The sequence below is a fragment of the Providencia burhodogranariea DSM 19968 genome, from assembly GCF_000314855.2.
Taxonomy (GTDB): Bacteria; Pseudomonadota; Gammaproteobacteria; order Enterobacterales; family Enterobacteriaceae; genus Providencia; species Providencia burhodogranariea.
The window spans coordinates 262,564-279,085 of the sequence record NZ_KB233225.1 but is presented as its reverse complement, the minus strand read 5'-3'; the positions used below and the strand labels follow the sequence as shown (position 1 = coordinate 279,085).

The following is a 16,522-nucleotide window of genomic DNA, read 5'->3' as shown; positions in this document are numbered from 1 at the left end:
GACCTCACCCTTTGATCAGATAGGATTACTAAAGATATCTACACCCACAAGATGGCTGAGCGTGTTGCTTTGTTGCTATACCCTGAATAATTAGATTGGCATATTAACTCGCTGAGTACGGCCAACAACCATAAAATTTGAAGTATAACGGGTTATATATACCATATGTTGATTAATGATGTTAGTCACAATACTATTCACTTGATTAAGTTTGATTATGTTTTTTTCGTTAAGATTAAGTTAGATAGCAACATGTTATTATTTGAATAAGCACAACCAATCAAGATATGCTCGTCATACTCTAAAAAGCCATTGAGCATGCCCTGTATTGCAATTTTATCTATCTTCATCTTTTTTATAGCAATAACTTCGCTATTCACCTGCGCACAGGTCGAGTTATTTAGGATGTAGTTTAAAGGATAAAGGTTGTTGACTTAAGTCAGATTTTCGTGGTTTGCTTAATGGTTTATTAATCACCAGAGAGTTAATTGAACTTAAAATTAAACCTCAAATCTAAAAATCGACTTCTAGTATTTTCGCTTATTACTTAACATAACTTAGAATCAGAGCTCAATAAATTATGGTTAATTCGACACAAGCAAAAAGATTTAGCTGGTCAGCCTTACTTTGGCTGCTTATCTATTTCTGGTACTTCTCCTCATTACTGCAAATCTACGTCCTTATTACAGGTCAAAGTAATAGTATAGGGCTAAGAGATTCATTACTGTACAGCACACTTTGGTTAGTGCCAGCCCTATTCTTCCCACAGCGAATTAAGTTAGTTGCCGGTGTTATTGGTATTATTCTTTGGCTATCTTCTGTGGTCGCATTAGCTTATTTTGTGGTTTATGGCCATCAGATGTCACAAAGCGTGATGTTTGTTATGTTCGAAACCAACACTAATGAAGCGGGGGAATTCCTAAGACAGTACATTAGCTTTAAAGTCATAGCCGTTATACTGATTTACACTCTCGTTGCAATTCTTCTATGGACACGCCTAAAACCTGTCACTCTTCCGGTTTCAGGACGCTTGATCGTTTCATTTTTGGTGTTAACTGTTTTATTTGGTGTGCCGTACTATAACAAGGCTATTAAGCAAGATAGACCACTATCAAATGTAATATCTTATGTGAATAGTAAACTTGCCTATGCCGCACCTTGGCAGTTTATTAGCGGATATGCTTTGTATAAAAACCAACTAGCTAATATGGAAGAGCTGATACGCGATAATAGCAAAATCCCACCATTAGAAGGCTTTATCGATGCCAATGGAAATACACCAAGAACGTTTGTTTTAGTTATTGGTGAGTCCACAAGCCGTGATAGAATGAGTTTATATGGTTACCAACGCCCAACCACACCAGAACTCGAGCAACTAAAGCAAGACTACCCTGATAACTTGTCGGTCTTTAATGACGTAGTAACGCCTCGCCCTTATACCATTGAAGCACTACAACAAATTCTAACGTTTGCATCCCAAACCGAGCCAGATCTCTTTAATTCACGCCCTTCAATCATGAATATTATGAAGCAAGCTGGATTCAAAACGTTCTGGATCACCAATCAGCAAACAATGACTGAGCGAAATACATTATTAACCGCATTTTCTCGTCAGACAGATAAGCAATATTATTTAAATAACGATATGGCGCAAAGCTCTCGCATTTATGATGACGTGGTCTTTGACCCGTTTAAAGAAGCACTTGCTGATCCGGCTGAGAAAAAATTTATTGTCGTTCATTTACTTGGCACACATATGCGTTATGAGTTCCGTTATCCAGACAATAAAGCGGTATTTAAAGATAAAGACAGCCTAATTCCAAAGAACCTTAAAGATGATGAAGTGAAGGACTACAACGCTTACGACAACGCACAACATTACAATGACTATATTGTCTCAACACTAATTAAAGATTTTGATTCATCGAAAGAGAACGGTTTCTTAGTCTTTTTCTCTGATCATGGTGAAGATGTCTTTGATACACCGCCCCATAAAACTTTAGGCCGTAGTGAAGGGAGTCCAACACGTGTCATGTATAATGTTCCGTTCCTCGTGTGGCAATCACCCGAATGGCTACACAGCCATAATTTCGATCTAAATAGTAAAACTAATAGGCCTTACACCACGATGGATTTTATCTACTCATGGTCAGACTTAGCAGGCTTTAATTACCAAGGTTACCTACCTGAAAAAAGTTTATTCGGTAATGAGTTTAAACCTCAGCCAAGATACATTGGTGACCCAGAGAAAAAATCATCACTCATATTATATGATGATTTAAAAAAGTAATATTACACTGAAATGAAGGGTCACATGGCCCTTCATTTTTATATGAAATTACTCAGTATTATGTTGCTGTATCTTGCCATCTTGCAGAATAAATTTAATTTTCCCTTGCCAAAATTCAGCCAAAAAAACCGATTCGGGGTTATCAATCCCGTGTTTACGCATCTGCTCATCTAACCAATCTTCATTTTTCTCAATTGATTGTAATTCAGTTATTCGAGCTGCACCGTTCCTCATGATAATCACGGATGGCATCTTAGTTGGATCACAAATTACCGTTAATTGCCCGTCAGGCTCAATTTGCGCATAATAAATTTCTTGAAATGAATGGATCCCTTGTGCATGTAGTCGAGATGAGACATTCAAAATATCAATTTTATTACTCTTTTCTAATATATTTTCCATAATAAAATTCCCTTTATTAATAATAGGAATCGGATTACCTATAGCAACATTACGGAAAAAATTAAAGTTTTTAGTTAGATAATTGAGTGAGGAAATAAAGAAAACACCGATGAGTAGCAAAATAATGTATTGCTGTAATGGAATCGTATCACTGTAGATCACACCACCGATAATTCCCCCTAAAACAAAGTTACCGATAAAATCAATTGGGGTCATTTGTGATAATTGTGTTTTACCAGACAGGTTCATATGAGTGATGACAATAGCGAACCCAATAATGAATTTGACAATGACGAACGCATAATAATAAGTCATATTATCTTTCCCTTAACATATCCATGACTATCCTGAATTCCTATTAAATCAAGAGACCGCAAAGTTATTACGAAACTTAAATACCCCATGTAGCTAAGTGTAATCAGCAGACATGCAACTTAAAATATCACAGATATAAAGACACTAATTTTCACCAGTAATTATAGCGAAATAATAAAATTAGTCGTTATCATCTTAAGAAAAAACAATATTGAGCGTTATATTCCAAATGTTATTGATAATATTGTTTTTTTTCATTATTAATGTCCAATTTAATTTTAGTCACCAATCTATTTTCAATTAATCAAAATATGAGTTATATTTAAGTATACCAATCATTTTTGGAATTGTAGCTTGTATCTTGTAAATCACATATTGTACTCTGCTACTTTAATAACAGTATGTTAGGTACATCAAGTTACTTTCATTGATTAACTACAAGTAACTAAGATTATCTTGGGTATACTTTATACAGTGTTGGAGCTTTTAATGCTCAAATATGATTTATGTTCACTCACATCATGCTAAAGGAAATATTTATGAAAAAGAAAATATTAGGTTCTCTTATTCTAGCGGGTATTATCACAATGGCAGTAGGTTGCGACGACACTTCTAAAACAGATCAATCGATCAAACAAGCTGAAGAAAAAGCGCAGCAATTAAAAGATACAGGTGAGCAAAAAGCAGCTGAACTTACTGATAGCGCAAAAGAGAAAGCCAATGAGCTTACTGACAGCGCAAAAGAAAAAGCCAATGAGCTCGAAAAAAACACAGCAGAGAAGGCAGATGAAATCTCTGATAAAGCAAAACAATTGAAAGATGACACAGAAAAAAAAGCAGGTGAATTAACAGATTCAGCAAAAAAAGAAGCATCTGAAGCAAGTGACAAAGTCGCTGAAAAAGCTCAGGAAATTAAAACTGACGCCATTAATAAGGCTGATGAATTATCCACTGATGCCAAAAATAAAACTGAGAAATTAAAATCAGAAAATAAATAACGCACTATATTCGTCACTTAAATTGCTCATACCCGTCATATTTCAAGTTACATCTGAATTCTGCTAACAATGATAAAACTAGAAGTATGACGGGGATATTATATAGGTGAATAACCACAAAACAGTATGTTAGCCCATTGCGATAAAACAATAGCCCCCCCTTACAATCGAATCAAAATGAAACGTTAATACTCTGACTCAATCGTTGGAATCAATATGCAAATCAGATATAGCCTAGGATATTCTTCACCAGAACTCATTAACCACGCCTTTGAGCTTCGCCAGCAAATTTTTACTCATGAACAAGGTTTTCCCGCTGAAATAGATGTTGATGAGTATGACGATAGTGCATTACATGTCGTTCTGTATTTAGACAATTTCCCCGTAGCTGTACTTCGTTGTATCTTACAAAACAATGAATTAATTAAAGTAGGCAGAGTCGCTGTACTTAAGGAGCATCGAGGAAAAGGCATCGGCCGAGAATTAATGAAATTTGTCAAATCATATGGAAAAGAACAAAAATATAAAACTATTGGTTTATCATCACAACATACCGCTGTGGCTTTTTATGAAACCTTAGGTTACCACTCAGAAGGTGAAATATATGATGAAGATGGTATGGATCATATCTATATGGTTTTATCGTTAGCTTAACTTCACAAACTTGAATTTTCTATTTTCACCTCTATGATCACTTAAGATGATGATTTTTTGTACGAGGTGATTATGGCTAATGGATGGGCGAATGAAGATGCTGTCCAAGAACAGATCGATGCAACATTAGATGATGCCGTGACTAAGGCTCGCGGCCAATTGCATTCAGGCGAAAGTTCTGAGTTTTGTGATGAGTGTGGTGATGTCATTCCCGAGGCACGACGTCAAGCTCTCCCTGGTGTACACCTTTGTATTACATGCCAACGTGAACTAGATAAAAAACTTGCTACCTTCAGTGGCTACAATCGTCGAGGTAGTAAAGATAGCCAGTTACGCTAATTTTTACTTCCCTCCTTTAACTTCAATGGCTTCATTCATCTATATGCCTTTTACCTTAATTTCTTAATAAAACTAACTCTATTTCTAGGTATTTCACTTAACTTTTTGTTACACATTTAATAACATAACAAAAAACATATATAACAATATGATTAGTAAGATTATATTTTCACATCAAAATAAACCCCACTCCCCATTTTATTGTAATTAATCTTCTTATATGGCAGTATATCGCCCTATTTTTTGCAAAAGAGGTCTATAACAGGCAAAAGTAATTGATAGTAACGGAAATTTTAAAATACCTGTTTATAGCTATCTCTGTAAATATTTCAATTAATTGTTCTTTCTGCCCGTTTCCAAATTGGAAACCCTTTCGTAGTTTTCATTGTTTTATTAAGAAGGACATCTCACGCATACCCTTGCACGCAATTGGTATGTCAAAAATAAATCTAAGAAGGTTGTTATGAGTCAAAACGATACTGATTCGAAAAAAGTACGCTCTAAAATTAGTCCTCCTGTATTTTATACCTCTGCTCTTGCTATTTTAGTGATCGTTGGGTTTGCTGCCCTCATGCCTGAAATAGCAGAATCTCATCTAAGTCATCTTCAACAATATCTATTTCATAATGCTAGTTGGTTCTATATTTTAGCCGTAGCTATCATTCTTTTGAGTGTGACTTATCTGGGATTCTCTCGTTATGGACAGATAAAACTAGGCCCAGATCACGCACAACCAAATTTCAGTTATGTCTCTTGGTTTGCGATGCTGTTTTCCGCGGGAATGGGAATTGGGCTAATGTTCTTTGGCGTCGCAGAACCCGTGATGCATTACCTCAATCCTCCGGTTGGTGATCCACAGACAGTAGAAGCTGCAAAAGAAGCGATGCGATTAACCTTCTTCCACTGGGGCCTACATGCATGGGCAATTTACGCTATCGTCGCACTGATCCTTGCATTTTTCAGTTATCGCCACGGATTACCACTGACATTACGCTCCGCTCTTTATCCGATTATTGGTGAACGTATTTATGGTCCAATTGGCCATTTTGTCGATATTTTTGCTGTTGTTGGTACTGTGTTTGGGGTCGCAACTTCATTAGGGTTTGGCGTATTGCAGGTCAACGCAGGGCTGAATCATCTGTTTGGTCTACCTGTAACGCCATTAATTCAAGTAGGGCTCATCGTTCTCTTTATCAGCCTAGCGACACTTTCCGTTGTTTCTGGCCTCGATAAAGGAATACGAATTCTTTCAGAATTAAACCTTGGTTTAGCCTTCATATTACTTCTCTTGGTCTTAATTCTCGGCCCAACTGTTTTACTGTTAAAATCATTTGTTGAGAACACCGGAGGCTACCTGTCTGAAATTGTCACTAAAACGTTCAATTTGTATGCCTATGAACCCAAATCCAGTGACTGGTTAGGTGGATGGACACTGTTATATTGGGGCTGGTGGTTATCTTGGTCGCCGTTTGTTGGTATGTTTATCGCACGTATTTCACGCGGTCGTACCATTCGTGAATTTGTTACTGGAGTATTGTTTGTTCCTGCTGGCTTCACGCTAATGTGGATGACTTTCTTTGGTAACACAGCTATTGACCTGATTAAAAACCAAGGAGCAGCTAAACTAGCTGAAACTGTTCAATCTGATGTCTCATTAGCACTGTTTGAATTCTTAAATTACTTCCCTTTTTCCACAGCATTATCATTCTTTGCAATGATAATGGTGGTTATCTTTTTTGTTACCTCTGCCGATTCAGGCGCGATGGTTGTCGATACATTAGCCTCGGGCGGTGATTCAGATACTCCAATCTGGCAACGTATTTTTTGGGCTGGCTTAATGGGCATAGTGGCAATTGCCCTGCTGCTTGCAGGTGGTTTACAAGCACTACAAACGTTGACGATTGCCAGTGCTTTACCTTTTGTTATGGTGCTGTTGGCCTCAATTTACGGTTTATTTAAAGCCTTACGAGTCGATGCCTATAAACGTGATAGTCAACAACTGGCAACTATTGCACCAACGGCGAGCCGTAATCCAATTCCATGGCAGCGTCGCTTGCGCAATATTGGTTATTTTCCAAAACGTAACCAAGTAAAACGTTTTCTTGATGAAGTCGTCTATTCGTCCATGGAAATGGTATCTGATGAACTCGCTAAACAAGGGACTATTTGTCATATTCATAATGAAAGAGATGACAGAATGGGCTTTGAAGTCGATTTAGGCGAGGACATGAACTTCTTATATGAAGTACGCTTACGTTATTATGTTCAACCTGCTTTCGCACTTTCTGGCATCGCAACTGAAAGTGATGATGAAAAAAGTGAAGAACAAAAGTATTACCGTGCTGAGGTTCACCTAAAAGAAGGTGGTCAAGATTATGATGTGATGGGCTGGGCAAAAGAGCAGATTATTCATGATATTCTCGACCAGTACGAAAAACACATTCACTTCCTGCACTTATTAGGTAAATAAAAAACGGCACCTTAATTGGGATAAAACCGATTAAGATGCCGTTATATCTAAAGAATTCGATTCAAGCTATCAGAGAGCGCTCAGGTTAAGCGCTCTCTTTTTTATCCGCTAGATTGCTATAATCAGGGCTTTCTAGAGCAATCAATTCACCAAGTAGCTCAGTAAGACGTTGCATTTTCTCATGTGAGAACGCCTGTTCAATTTTTTGGTAACCTTCTTCCACTTCTTGGCGAGCCTTATCATAAAGGGTCTGTCCACTAGGTGTCAGAGAAACATAAAGTTTACGCTGATCATTGAGTGGTTTTAAGCGAAATATTAACCCTTCTCTCTCCATTCGAGTCAAAATACCTGTCATACTTGGGCGCAGGATGCAGGTTTGAACTGATAACTCATGAAAATCAATAGAGCGTTTATCAGCAAGTACCCGAATAATACGCCATTGCTGTTCAGTCAAATTATATGACTTTAAAATAGGACGGAAGAACCCCATGGTGGTCTCCCTTGCCTGTAATAATGCAATTGTCAATGATTCATGCATAAGCTTAAAACTCACCACTGTTAAATGTTATTTAATACCAACCCATTAGGGGATATTGACCCTTTATACCTGCCTTTCCTCAAGTTACTTGAATGATTCCAAATATAAATCCTTTAACTGCTTCCATATGGCAGCTTTTACTCAGTGTTATACTCAGTGTTATACTCAGGAGTTCTCTTTTCTTCCCAAGACTTCCTAACAAACTGCTGCAAAAGTAAGTTTAAAAGGTCAACAATCTCGAATAAGGCTTAGTGTACTACGCCTTTATATCGCAATTTCACTCACGGTGATAACCAACCCTATATCCGCTTAAAGCCAAGGTTAGCACGGCAAAATAACAATCTCAAAGAAAAACCCTAAAATATTAATGAGTAAATAATATTTTTCAAAACACCAAAGTTAACAAAAAGTTACAGTTAAAAATAAAGCAATTTATTAATTTAAGTGATAACAATAAGTTACACGTGAGCAATCTGAATATGTTAATGAGATCACAATTAAAATTAACAATTGCATTAGCCTATTGCTAATTCCGATTTAATACATTATTAATATATTAACAATCATTCAAGGTCGTCGATTTCATCATAAGGAGTTGTCAATGAAAGGCACTGTTTTTGCCGTTGCCCTCAATCACCAAAGCCAAGTCACTCACTGGCATGAGGCATTTGGGCAAGCCCCTTATAAAGCCCCTCCTAAAACTCCAGTATGGTTTATTAAGCCACGTAATACCCAAATTAGTTCAGGAGACAACATTTTACACCCCGCTAATGAAGTGGTGCTAAGTGGCGCAACATTGGCATTAGTTATTGGTAAAGATGCACGAAAAGTGAATCAGGCTGATGCGTATCATTACATCGCAGGCTTTGCATTAGCAAACGAAGTTAGCCTTCCTGAAGACTCATTCTATCGCCCTGCTATCAAAGCAAAATGCTGTGATAGTTTTTGCCCAATTGGGGAAATTGTTAAAACGACATTATCAACACCGATAGAGATCATCACTCAAATCAACGGAAAAGAAGCTGATCGCTGGTCAACCAACGATCTGGTTCGTGATGCAAATGAATTGGTCGCAGCACTGAGTGAATTTGCGACATTGAAAGCAGGCGATGTAATTTTAATGGGAACCCCACACCAACGCGTCACTATTCAACCCGGTGATAAAGTTGAGGTTCAAGCGGAAGGCTTCCCAAGCCTGATTAATCAGGTTGTCGTGGCAGGAGGGCAATAATGAAACACGCTAAAATCCGTTATCAAGGTAGTGAATATTCAGTCACAGTCGGTGATAACGAAGAGATAAAATTACCTAATGGCCAAGTGCTCGCTGGCGATGACAAAAATGTTGAGTGGTTACCGCCAGTAAGAGGCACCTTATTTGCCCTTGGTTTAAATTATGCTGACCACGCGACTGAACTCGATTTTAAGCCACCTGAAGAACCACTTATTTTTATCAAGGCAGATAATACGTTAACTGGCCACCGTCAAGTCTCTGTTCGCCCAGATAATGTCGAATATATGCACTATGAATCGGAACTGGTCGTTGTAATCGGTAAACCAGCATATAAGGTTTCACAAGAAGATGCGATGGACTACGTTGCGGGTTATACCGTCTGTAACGACTACGCTATTCGCGATTATCTTGAAAACTACTATCGTCCAAATTTACGCGTTAAGAGCCGCGATACCTTAACGCCGATCGGCCCATGGGTTATCGATAAAGATCAGATTAAAGATCCACATAATCTTGCATTGTATACCTATGTTAATGGTGAACTACGCCAAAAGGGCACAACAGCCGATCTAATTTTCAATATTCCATTTTTAATTGCCTACCTGAGTGACTTTATGACTCTACAACCAGGTGACATGATTGCAACTGGAACCCCGAAAGGCCTCTCTGATGTTATCCCAGGAGACGAAGTCATCGTCGAAGTTGAAGGTGTTGGCAGGCTGATAAACCATATTGTCAGTGAAAAAGAGTATGAGGAACGTGTGTGATGACTAAAATAAACCACTGGATTAACGGCAAAAATGTTGTCAGTAAAGACTATTTTGAAACCACCAACCCTGCAACAGGCGAAGTACTCGCAGAAGTTGCTTCTGGTGGTCAAGATGAAATTAATCAGGCGGTTGCCGCAGCAAAAGATGCTTTCCCTAAGTGGGCTAATACGCCGATGAAAGAACGCGCTCGCCTAATGCGTCGCCTCGGTGAATTGATCGACCAGAATGTTCCTGAAATTGCAAAAATGGAAACTCAAGACACAGGTCTGCCAATCCATCAAACCAAAAATGTTCTAATCCCACGCGCTTCCCACAACTTTGAGTTCTTTGCTGAAATTTGCCAACAGATGAATGGCCGCACCTATCCTGTTGATGACAAAATGATGAACTATACGCTAGTTCAACCTGTTGGCGTGTGTGCGCTTATTTCACCATGGAACGTGCCATTTATGACGGCAACATGGAAAACAGCACCTTGCTTAGCACTCGGTAACACTGCCGTATTAAAAATGTCTGAGCTTTCACCTCTTTCAGCTAACCGTTTAGGTGAATTAGCCCTAGAAGCGGGAATTCCAGCTGGAGTGCTTAACGTCGTTCAAGGCTATGGCAGCACAGCAGGTGATGCTCTCGTCAAACATAATGATGTTCGCGCAGTCTCCTTTACAGGGGGCACTGCCACAGGCCGTATGATCATGCAAAACGCGGGCCTGAAAAAGTATTCAATGGAACTTGGCGGTAAATCACCTGTATTAATTTTTGAAGATGCAGATGTTGAGCGCGCACTCGATGCCGCTCTGTTCACCATTTTCTCCATTAATGGCGAACGTTGCACAGCGGGCTCACGTATTTTCATTCAAGAAAGTATTTACCCAGAATTTGTTAAGCGCTTTGCAGAGCGTGCCAACCGCTTGATCGTCGGCGCCCCTACAGATCCGAAAACCCAAGTCGGTGCTCTGATCAGCCAGCAACACTGGAACAAGGTATCAGGCTACATCCGCCTTGGAATCGAAGAAGGTGCTACATTGCTGGCGGGTAGCCCAGATAAACCAACCGACTTGCCTACACATCTTAAAAATGGTCATTTCTTACGCCCAACTGTACTCGCCGATGTTGATAATCGAATGCGTGTGGCACAAGAAGAGATCTTCGGCCCTGTCGCTTGCCTGATCCCATTCAAATCAGAAGAGGATGGTTTACGTATGGCAAACGATATTGAGTATGGCCTCGCATCTTATATCTGGACACAAGATATCAGTAAGATCCTGCGGTTATCTCGCAATATTGAAGCGGGTATGGTGTTTGTGAATACCCAAAATGTGCGTGACCTACGTCAGCCATTTGGCGGCGTTAAAGCATCTGGCGTTGGCCGTGAAGGTGGCGAATACAGCTTTGAGGTATTTGCTGAAATGAAAAACGTTTGTATTTCCTTTGGGGATCATAACATTCCTCGTTGGGGTGTTTAAATTTTGAGCTCTCGCCGGTGAATAAATTTCGCCGGCACTAAATCGCTGAAAAAGCTTAGTCCTACATAGTGAGATGTTCTGCACTAAAACACATAAATAACAAAAGCTTAAATCAGCACTTGAAAAACTTTGCTAATATCAGTCACTGAAAGAGGTCAGGAATTATGGGAAAACTAGCACTAGCAGCAAAAATCACGCATGTTCCTTCTATGTACCTATCAGAACTTCCGGGTAAGCATCACGGCTGCCGGCAATCCGCTATCGATGGGCATAAAGAAATCAGCCGCCGCTGCCGTGAACTTGGCGTTGATACCATTATTGTTTTTGATACGCACTGGTTAGTTAACAGTGCGTATCACATTAACTGTGCAGACCATTTTGAAGGGATCTATACCAGTAATGAGCTTCCGCATTTTATTCGTGACATGGAGTATGAATACAATGGTAACTCTGAACTTGGTCGAATGATCGGCGAAGAAGCACGTAAGTTAGGCGTTAGAGCCCAATCTCATGAGATCCCAAGTCTAACATTGGAATATGCCACATTAGTACCGATGCGTTACATGAATAGCGATCGTCATTTCAAAGTGATCTCTATTTCCGCATTTTGTACCTCTCACAGTTTCGAAGATAGTCGCAAACTCGGTGAAGCGGTACTCACGGCTATCGAAAAATATGATGGTACAGTCGCCGTTCTTGCTAGCGGTTCACTATCGCATCGCTTTATCGATGACCACCGTGCAGAAGACGGCATGAATAATTACACCCGTGAATTTGATGAGCAAATGGATAAGCGCGTAGTCAAACTCTGGCGTGAAGGTCGTTTTAATGAATTCTGTAAGATGTTGCCAGAGTATGCGGATTACTGCTATGGCGAAGGCCATATGCATGACACTGTGATGCTATTAGGCATGCTTGGTTGGGATAAATATGAGGAGAAAGTCGAAGTACTGACTGATTTGTTCGCCAGCTCAGGTACAGGTCAAATCAATGCCATATTCCCTCTACCAAGCTACATTACTGATAAACAAACCGCTAACGCGTAAGGAATCGTTATGCCTCATTTTATTGCAGAGTGTACCGACAATATTCGTGAGCAAGCGAACTTACCTGAGCTATTTTCAACGGTAAACAAAGCATTAGCGGGTACGGGCATCTTTCCGTTAGGGGGGATTCGTAGTCGCGCTATTTGGTTAGATACTTGGCAGATGGCAGATGGCAAACATGACTATGCCTTCGTCCATATGACGCTCAAAATTGGTGCTGGTCGCTCTCTTGAAGATCGGCAAAAAGTCGGTGAAATGCTATTTACCCTTATCAAGGAGCATTTTGCTCAGTTAATGGCGGATAGATATCTTGCAATATCATTCACCATGGAAGAGCTTGATCCAGTACTGAATTATAAACAAAACAACGTTCACGCACTGTTTAAGTAAGGAAATTTGATGCCGACTGCATTCGATAAACAGATCCCTCGCTACTTGATCCCATTATTAGGATCATTGGTCGCATTTGGGCCATTATCGATAGATATGTATCTCCCTGCCCTGCCGCAAATGGGGATAGATCTCCAAGCAAGCCAAGGACAGATGCAGTATACACTCGGTGCATTTTTTGCTGGTTTTTGTATTGGTATGTTGTTTTATGGGCCACTCAGCGACACTCTCGGGCGCCGCAAAATGTTGTTAAGTGGCCTCATCATTTTTACGCTGGCAAGTTTACTTTGTGCACAAGCAACTTCCGCAGAAACTTTGATTGCATTTAGAGCGTTACAAGCATTTGGCAGTGGCGCTGCAATTGTCATGGCAAGGGCAATTGCTCGGGATGTTTATCCCGCAATTGAGCTACCTAAAATATTGTCTTTGATGACGTTAGTTACCATGATTGCACCTTTGCTCGCACCATTACTTGGCGGTTTTTTATTAATCCATCTTCAGTGGCAAGCGATTTTCTATCTTCTTGCACTGATAGGACTTTGCTCATTAGGCAGTATTTTCTTTTTACTTCCAGAGACTCTGCGCCATAAAAACGAGTCTAAAAATTTACTCCGTGCCGCTTTTCATAATTACGCACAAGTTTTAACTGATAAAGAAGCCATGTCTATCATCGGCACAATGGCATTCTCTTTTGCCGGAATGTTCGCCTTTATCAGTGGTTCACCTTTTGTGTATATCAACTACTTTGGAGTATCTGAACAACACTACGGCTTATTATTCGGTTGTAATATTCTTGGCATGATAGCAGTGCTATTGATCAATGTTCGGCTGCTTAAAGTGTATAGCTTAACCCGTATACTCTGTGTGCAAAGTGGGGCTCAATTACTGTTTGGATTACTATTGCTACTTTTCTACCAGCAAAGCCTGCCTATTATTGTTATTCTGGTGGTTCTGTTTTTATCGATGGTGAATGCTATCGGTACCAACAGTTTGTCACTGTTATTGCAGCATAGAGGTAAAATTGCAGGCAGTGCCAGTGCTCTCGCGATTTCTATTCAATTTGCACTGGCAGCACTTGCAAGTGTTGCAGTTTCTGTACTACAGGATGAATCCCCATTTGCTATGGCACTAGTTATGGCTGTCTGTGCCGGACTCAGTTTTATTAGCCAGCGTTTATCGGCTAAAAATATCCGCTCACAGTTAATTTCAGTGCCTTCGGAGAAAAAAGAAATATGAGTATTAACGTCAATTCTACCTTATTCCGCCAGCAGGCTTATATCAACGGCCAATGGGTCAATGCCAATGATAATAGTCGGTTTGATGTTACCAACCCAGCCAATGGTGAGGTAATAGCAAAAGTCAGTAATGTAGGTGCAACGGAAACCCAACAAGCCATTGATGCAGCGGAAAAAGCGCTACCAGCTTGGCGAGCAAAAAGCGCGAAAGAGCGCAGTCAAATTCTCAACAAATGGTTTCATCTGATGATGGATAACCAGAAAGAACTTGCTGAGTTACTCAGTTGGGAACAAGGAAAATCTATTAACGAATCGATGGGTGAAATCGCTTATGGCGCAAGTTTTATTGAATGGTTTGCCGAAGAAGGTAAGCGTATTTATGGTGAAACGATCCCTTCACCACTTCCAGGCCGTCGCTTAGTCACCATTAAACAGCCCATCGGTGTTGTTGCGGCAATCACGCCGTGGAACTTCCCAAATGCAATGATCACCCGTAAAGTTGGTCCAGCGCTCGCTGCCGGCTGTACTATGGTGTTAAAACCTGCAGCTGAAACACCACTTTCAGCATTAGCACTCGCCGCATTAGGTGAAGAAGCGGGCATTCCTGCCGGAGTGTTTAACATTGTTCCCGGCACCGACTCAAAAGCCATTGGCGAAGTCATGACCTCTAGCCCTGTTGTCCGTAAATTGACATTCACAGGTTCAACTCGTGTCGGTAAATTATTGATGTCACAGTGCGCTGATACTGTCAAAAAACTATCACTAGAACTCGGTGGGAATGCACCATTCATCGTTTTTGATGATGCCGATCTTGATGCAGCAGTACAAGGTGCGTTAGCTGCTAAATTCCGCAATAGTGGACAAACGTGTGTCTGTGCTAACCGTATTTTAGTCCAAGAAGGCGTTTATGATGAGTTTGCTAAACGCCTCGCAAAAGCCGTCAGTGAATTAAAAATCGGCCCTGCGACCCAAGCTGATTCACAACAAGGTCCGCTGATTAATCAAGCTGCAGTCGACAAAGTTACAGAGCACATTGCTAATGCAGTTTCTCATGGCGCAGTTGTGATTGCAGGCGGTAAACCTGCGTCACTCGGTGGTTTATTCTTCCAACCAACAGTATTAACTGGCGTTACTGAATCAATGCTAGTAGCCAAAGAAGAAACCTTTGGTCCACTGGCTCCGCTATTTAAATTCAGTGATGAACAGCAAGCTATTGATTTGGCTAATGATACTGAATTTGGTCTAGCATCCTATTTTTACTCAAGAGACATCGGACGTATCTACCGTGTTGCAGAAGCACTTGAAAGCGGCATGGTAGGCATTAACGAAGGCATTATTTCAAATGAAGTTGCCCCATTTGGTGGCATTAAGCAGTCAGGGCTGGGACGTGAAGGTTCACGTTACGGAATTGAAGATTATCTGGAAGTGAAATATCTCTGCTTTGGTGGGCTATCCACTAACTAACCACGCCGTTATTGGTTACCGCACTGCTAATTATTGCAGTGCGGGTTAGTGGTGCCCAATGTTTCTAGCATTTTAAGCAGAAATCAACAGGAGCATTACTCGCATGTTACAAAAAGATGTCATATCGCAAGTTGCACAACGTCTTAATCAGGCTGAAAAAACGCGTGAGCAGATCCGTCAAATTTCGCTGGATCACCCCCAAATTACGATTGAAGATGCCTATGCAATTCAACGTGAATGGGTCGGTCTGAAAATCGCTGAAGGACGATCACTCAAAGGCCACAAAATTGGCTTAACCTCAAAGGCAATGCAAGCTAGCTCTAAAATTGATGAGCCTGACTACGGTGCACTTCTCGACGATATGTTTTTTGATGATGGCTGTGAAATCCCAACAGATCGTTTTATCGTTCCACGGATTGAAGTTGAACTAGCTTTTGTTTTAGCAAAGCCTTTACGTGGGCCGAACTGCACACTGTTTGATGTTTATAATGCAACTGATTATGTGATCCCAGCGCTCGAACTAATCGATGCTCGTTGTCATAGTCTCGACCCCGAAACCAAACGTCCGCGCAAAGTGTTTGACACTATTTCTGACAATGCAGCAAATGGTGCCGTGATCTTAGGCGGTAGACCAATCAAGCCACGTGATCTCGATTTACGCTGGATAAGCGCTTTGCTCTACCGTAATGGTGTTATTGAAGAATCTGGTGTAGCAGCTGCTGTGCTCAATCATCCTGCAAATGGAGTGGCTTGGCTTGCTAATAAACTCGCGCCACACAACGTCCAATTAGAAGCTGGTCAGGTCATTTTAGGTGGTTCTTTTACTCGACCCGTTCCTGCCCGTAAAGGGGATGTATTCCATGTTGACTACGGCGTAATGGGTTCAGTCAGTTGCAGTTTCGTATAGGGAAATTACC

Annotated in this window: 15 protein-coding genes; 13 read left to right on the top strand and 2 right to left on the bottom strand. The window is 40.4% G+C overall.

What is annotated here, in order from left to right; genetic code table 11:
* Positions 1-580 precede the first annotated feature (580 nt).
* Positions 581-2,290: a phosphoethanolamine transferase CptA gene (cptA, locus tag OOA_RS17125; protein ID WP_008913430.1), complete on the top strand. Its 1,710-nt coding sequence runs from the start codon at positions 581-583 to the stop codon at positions 2,288-2,290.
* Positions 2,291-2,338: 48 nt separating this feature from the next.
* On the opposite strand, the gene OOA_RS17120 is transcribed toward cptA, so the two are convergent.
* Positions 2,339-3,007, bottom strand: a complete 669-nt coding sequence (locus OOA_RS17120; protein WP_008913429.1) for a DUF421 domain-containing protein — start codon at positions 3,005-3,007, stop codon at positions 2,339-2,341.
* Between the two features lie 539 nt (positions 3,008-3,546).
* Between OOA_RS17120 and OOA_RS17115 the strand changes: the two genes are divergently transcribed.
* The 4 genes from OOA_RS17115 (at position 3,547) to OOA_RS17100 (ending at position 7,468) form a co-directional block, all read left to right on the top strand.
* Entirely contained in the window at positions 3,547-4,005 is a 459-nt protein-coding gene (locus tag OOA_RS17115; protein WP_008913428.1) for a hypothetical protein, read from the top strand.
* A 216-nt stretch (positions 4,006-4,221) separates the two neighbouring features.
* Positions 4,222-4,659: a GNAT family N-acetyltransferase gene (locus tag OOA_RS17110; RefSeq protein WP_008913427.1), complete on the top strand. Its 438-nt coding sequence runs from the start codon at positions 4,222-4,224 to the stop codon at positions 4,657-4,659.
* Between the two features lie 72 nt (positions 4,660-4,731).
* A complete protein-coding gene (locus OOA_RS17105) occupies positions 4,732-4,998 on the top strand; it encodes a DksA/TraR family C4-type zinc finger protein (RefSeq protein WP_008913426.1) in 267 nt (88 codons plus the stop codon).
* 463 nt (positions 4,999-5,461) lie between these two features.
* Positions 5,462-7,468: a BCCT family transporter gene (locus OOA_RS17100; RefSeq protein ID WP_008913425.1), complete on the top strand. Its 2,007-nt coding sequence runs from the start codon at positions 5,462-5,464 to the stop codon at positions 7,466-7,468.
* Between the two features lie 85 nt (positions 7,469-7,553).
* Here OOA_RS17100 and hpaR read toward each other — a convergent pair whose 3' ends face one another.
* A complete protein-coding gene (gene hpaR, locus OOA_RS17095) occupies positions 7,554-8,006 on the bottom strand; it encodes a homoprotocatechuate degradation operon regulator HpaR (protein ID WP_040691831.1) in 453 nt (150 codons plus the stop codon).
* Between the two features lie 601 nt (positions 8,007-8,607).
* On the opposite strand from hpaR, the gene OOA_RS17090 reads away from it, so the two are divergent.
* The 8 genes from OOA_RS17090 to hpaH all read left to right on the top strand — a co-directional run bounded on the left by OOA_RS17090 (position 8,608) and on the right by hpaH (position 16,512).
* The gene (locus OOA_RS17090) at positions 8,608-9,237 is read left to right on the top strand and encodes a fumarylacetoacetate hydrolase family protein (RefSeq protein ID WP_008913423.1); all 630 of its coding nucleotides are present in this window, start codon (positions 8,608-8,610) and stop codon (positions 9,235-9,237) included.
* Positions 9,237-10,004: a fumarylacetoacetate hydrolase family protein gene (locus OOA_RS17085; protein WP_008913422.1), complete on the top strand. Its 768-nt coding sequence runs from the start codon at positions 9,237-9,239 to the stop codon at positions 10,002-10,004. Before OOA_RS17090 ends, OOA_RS17085 begins: the two co-directional genes overlap by 1 nt.
* Entirely contained in the window at positions 10,004-11,470 is a 1,467-nt protein-coding gene (gene hpaE, locus OOA_RS17080; RefSeq protein WP_008913421.1) for a 5-carboxymethyl-2-hydroxymuconate semialdehyde dehydrogenase, read from the top strand. Before OOA_RS17085 ends, hpaE begins: the two co-directional genes overlap by 1 nt.
* Before the next feature lie 164 nt (positions 11,471-11,634).
* Positions 11,635-12,516 (top strand): 3,4-dihydroxyphenylacetate 2,3-dioxygenase, encoded by an 882-nt coding sequence (gene hpaD, locus OOA_RS17075; protein ID WP_008913420.1) that lies wholly within the window; start codon positions 11,635-11,637, stop codon positions 12,514-12,516.
* Between the two features lie 9 nt (positions 12,517-12,525).
* Entirely contained in the window at positions 12,526-12,906 is a 381-nt protein-coding gene (locus OOA_RS17070) for a 5-carboxymethyl-2-hydroxymuconate Delta-isomerase (RefSeq protein ID WP_008913419.1), read from the top strand.
* Positions 12,907-12,915: 9 nt separating this feature from the next.
* On the top strand, positions 12,916-14,142 hold the full coding sequence (locus tag OOA_RS17065; protein ID WP_008913418.1) for a Bcr/CflA family multidrug efflux MFS transporter: 1,227 nt from the start codon (positions 12,916-12,918) through the stop codon (positions 14,140-14,142).
* A complete protein-coding gene (locus OOA_RS17060) occupies positions 14,139-15,605 on the top strand; it encodes an NAD-dependent succinate-semialdehyde dehydrogenase (RefSeq protein WP_008913417.1) in 1,467 nt (488 codons plus the stop codon). The genes OOA_RS17065 and OOA_RS17060 overlap by 4 nt, the downstream gene beginning before the upstream one ends.
* 103 nt (positions 15,606-15,708) lie before the next feature.
* Positions 15,709-16,512, top strand: a complete 804-nt coding sequence (gene hpaH / locus OOA_RS17055) for a 2-oxo-hept-4-ene-1,7-dioate hydratase (protein ID WP_008913416.1) — start codon at positions 15,709-15,711, stop codon at positions 16,510-16,512.
* Positions 16,513-16,522: the final 10 nt, after the last annotated feature.

Bases quoted from the DNA above. Each gene is read 5' to 3' on its own strand.
- cptA (WP_008913430.1), top strand. From the start codon at position 581: ATGGTTAATTCGACACAAGCAAAAAGATTTAGCTGGTCAGCCTTACTT.
- OOA_RS17120 (WP_008913429.1), bottom strand. From the start codon at position 3,007: ATGACTTATTATTATGCGTTCGTCATTGTCAAATTCATTATTGGGTTC.
- OOA_RS17115 (WP_008913428.1), top strand. From the start codon at position 3,547: ATGAAAAAGAAAATATTAGGTTCTCTTATTCTAGCGGGTATTATCACA.
- OOA_RS17110 (WP_008913427.1), top strand. From the start codon at position 4,222: ATGCAAATCAGATATAGCCTAGGATATTCTTCACCAGAACTCATTAAC.
- OOA_RS17105 (WP_008913426.1), top strand. From the start codon at position 4,732: ATGGCTAATGGATGGGCGAATGAAGATGCTGTCCAAGAACAGATCGAT.
- OOA_RS17100 (WP_008913425.1), top strand. From the start codon at position 5,462: ATGAGTCAAAACGATACTGATTCGAAAAAAGTACGCTCTAAAATTAGT.
- hpaR (WP_040691831.1), bottom strand. From the start codon at position 8,006: ATGCATGAATCATTGACAATTGCATTATTACAGGCAAGGGAGACCACC.
- OOA_RS17090 (WP_008913423.1), top strand. From the start codon at position 8,608: ATGAAAGGCACTGTTTTTGCCGTTGCCCTCAATCACCAAAGCCAAGTC.
- OOA_RS17085 (WP_008913422.1), top strand. From the start codon at position 9,237: ATGAAACACGCTAAAATCCGTTATCAAGGTAGTGAATATTCAGTCACA.
- hpaE (WP_008913421.1), top strand. From the start codon at position 10,004: ATGACTAAAATAAACCACTGGATTAACGGCAAAAATGTTGTCAGTAAA.
- hpaD (WP_008913420.1), top strand. From the start codon at position 11,635: ATGGGAAAACTAGCACTAGCAGCAAAAATCACGCATGTTCCTTCTATG.
- OOA_RS17070 (WP_008913419.1), top strand. From the start codon at position 12,526: ATGCCTCATTTTATTGCAGAGTGTACCGACAATATTCGTGAGCAAGCG.
- OOA_RS17065 (WP_008913418.1), top strand. From the start codon at position 12,916: ATGCCGACTGCATTCGATAAACAGATCCCTCGCTACTTGATCCCATTA.
- OOA_RS17060 (WP_008913417.1), top strand. From the start codon at position 14,139: ATGAGTATTAACGTCAATTCTACCTTATTCCGCCAGCAGGCTTATATC.
- hpaH (WP_008913416.1), top strand. From the start codon at position 15,709: ATGTTACAAAAAGATGTCATATCGCAAGTTGCACAACGTCTTAATCAG.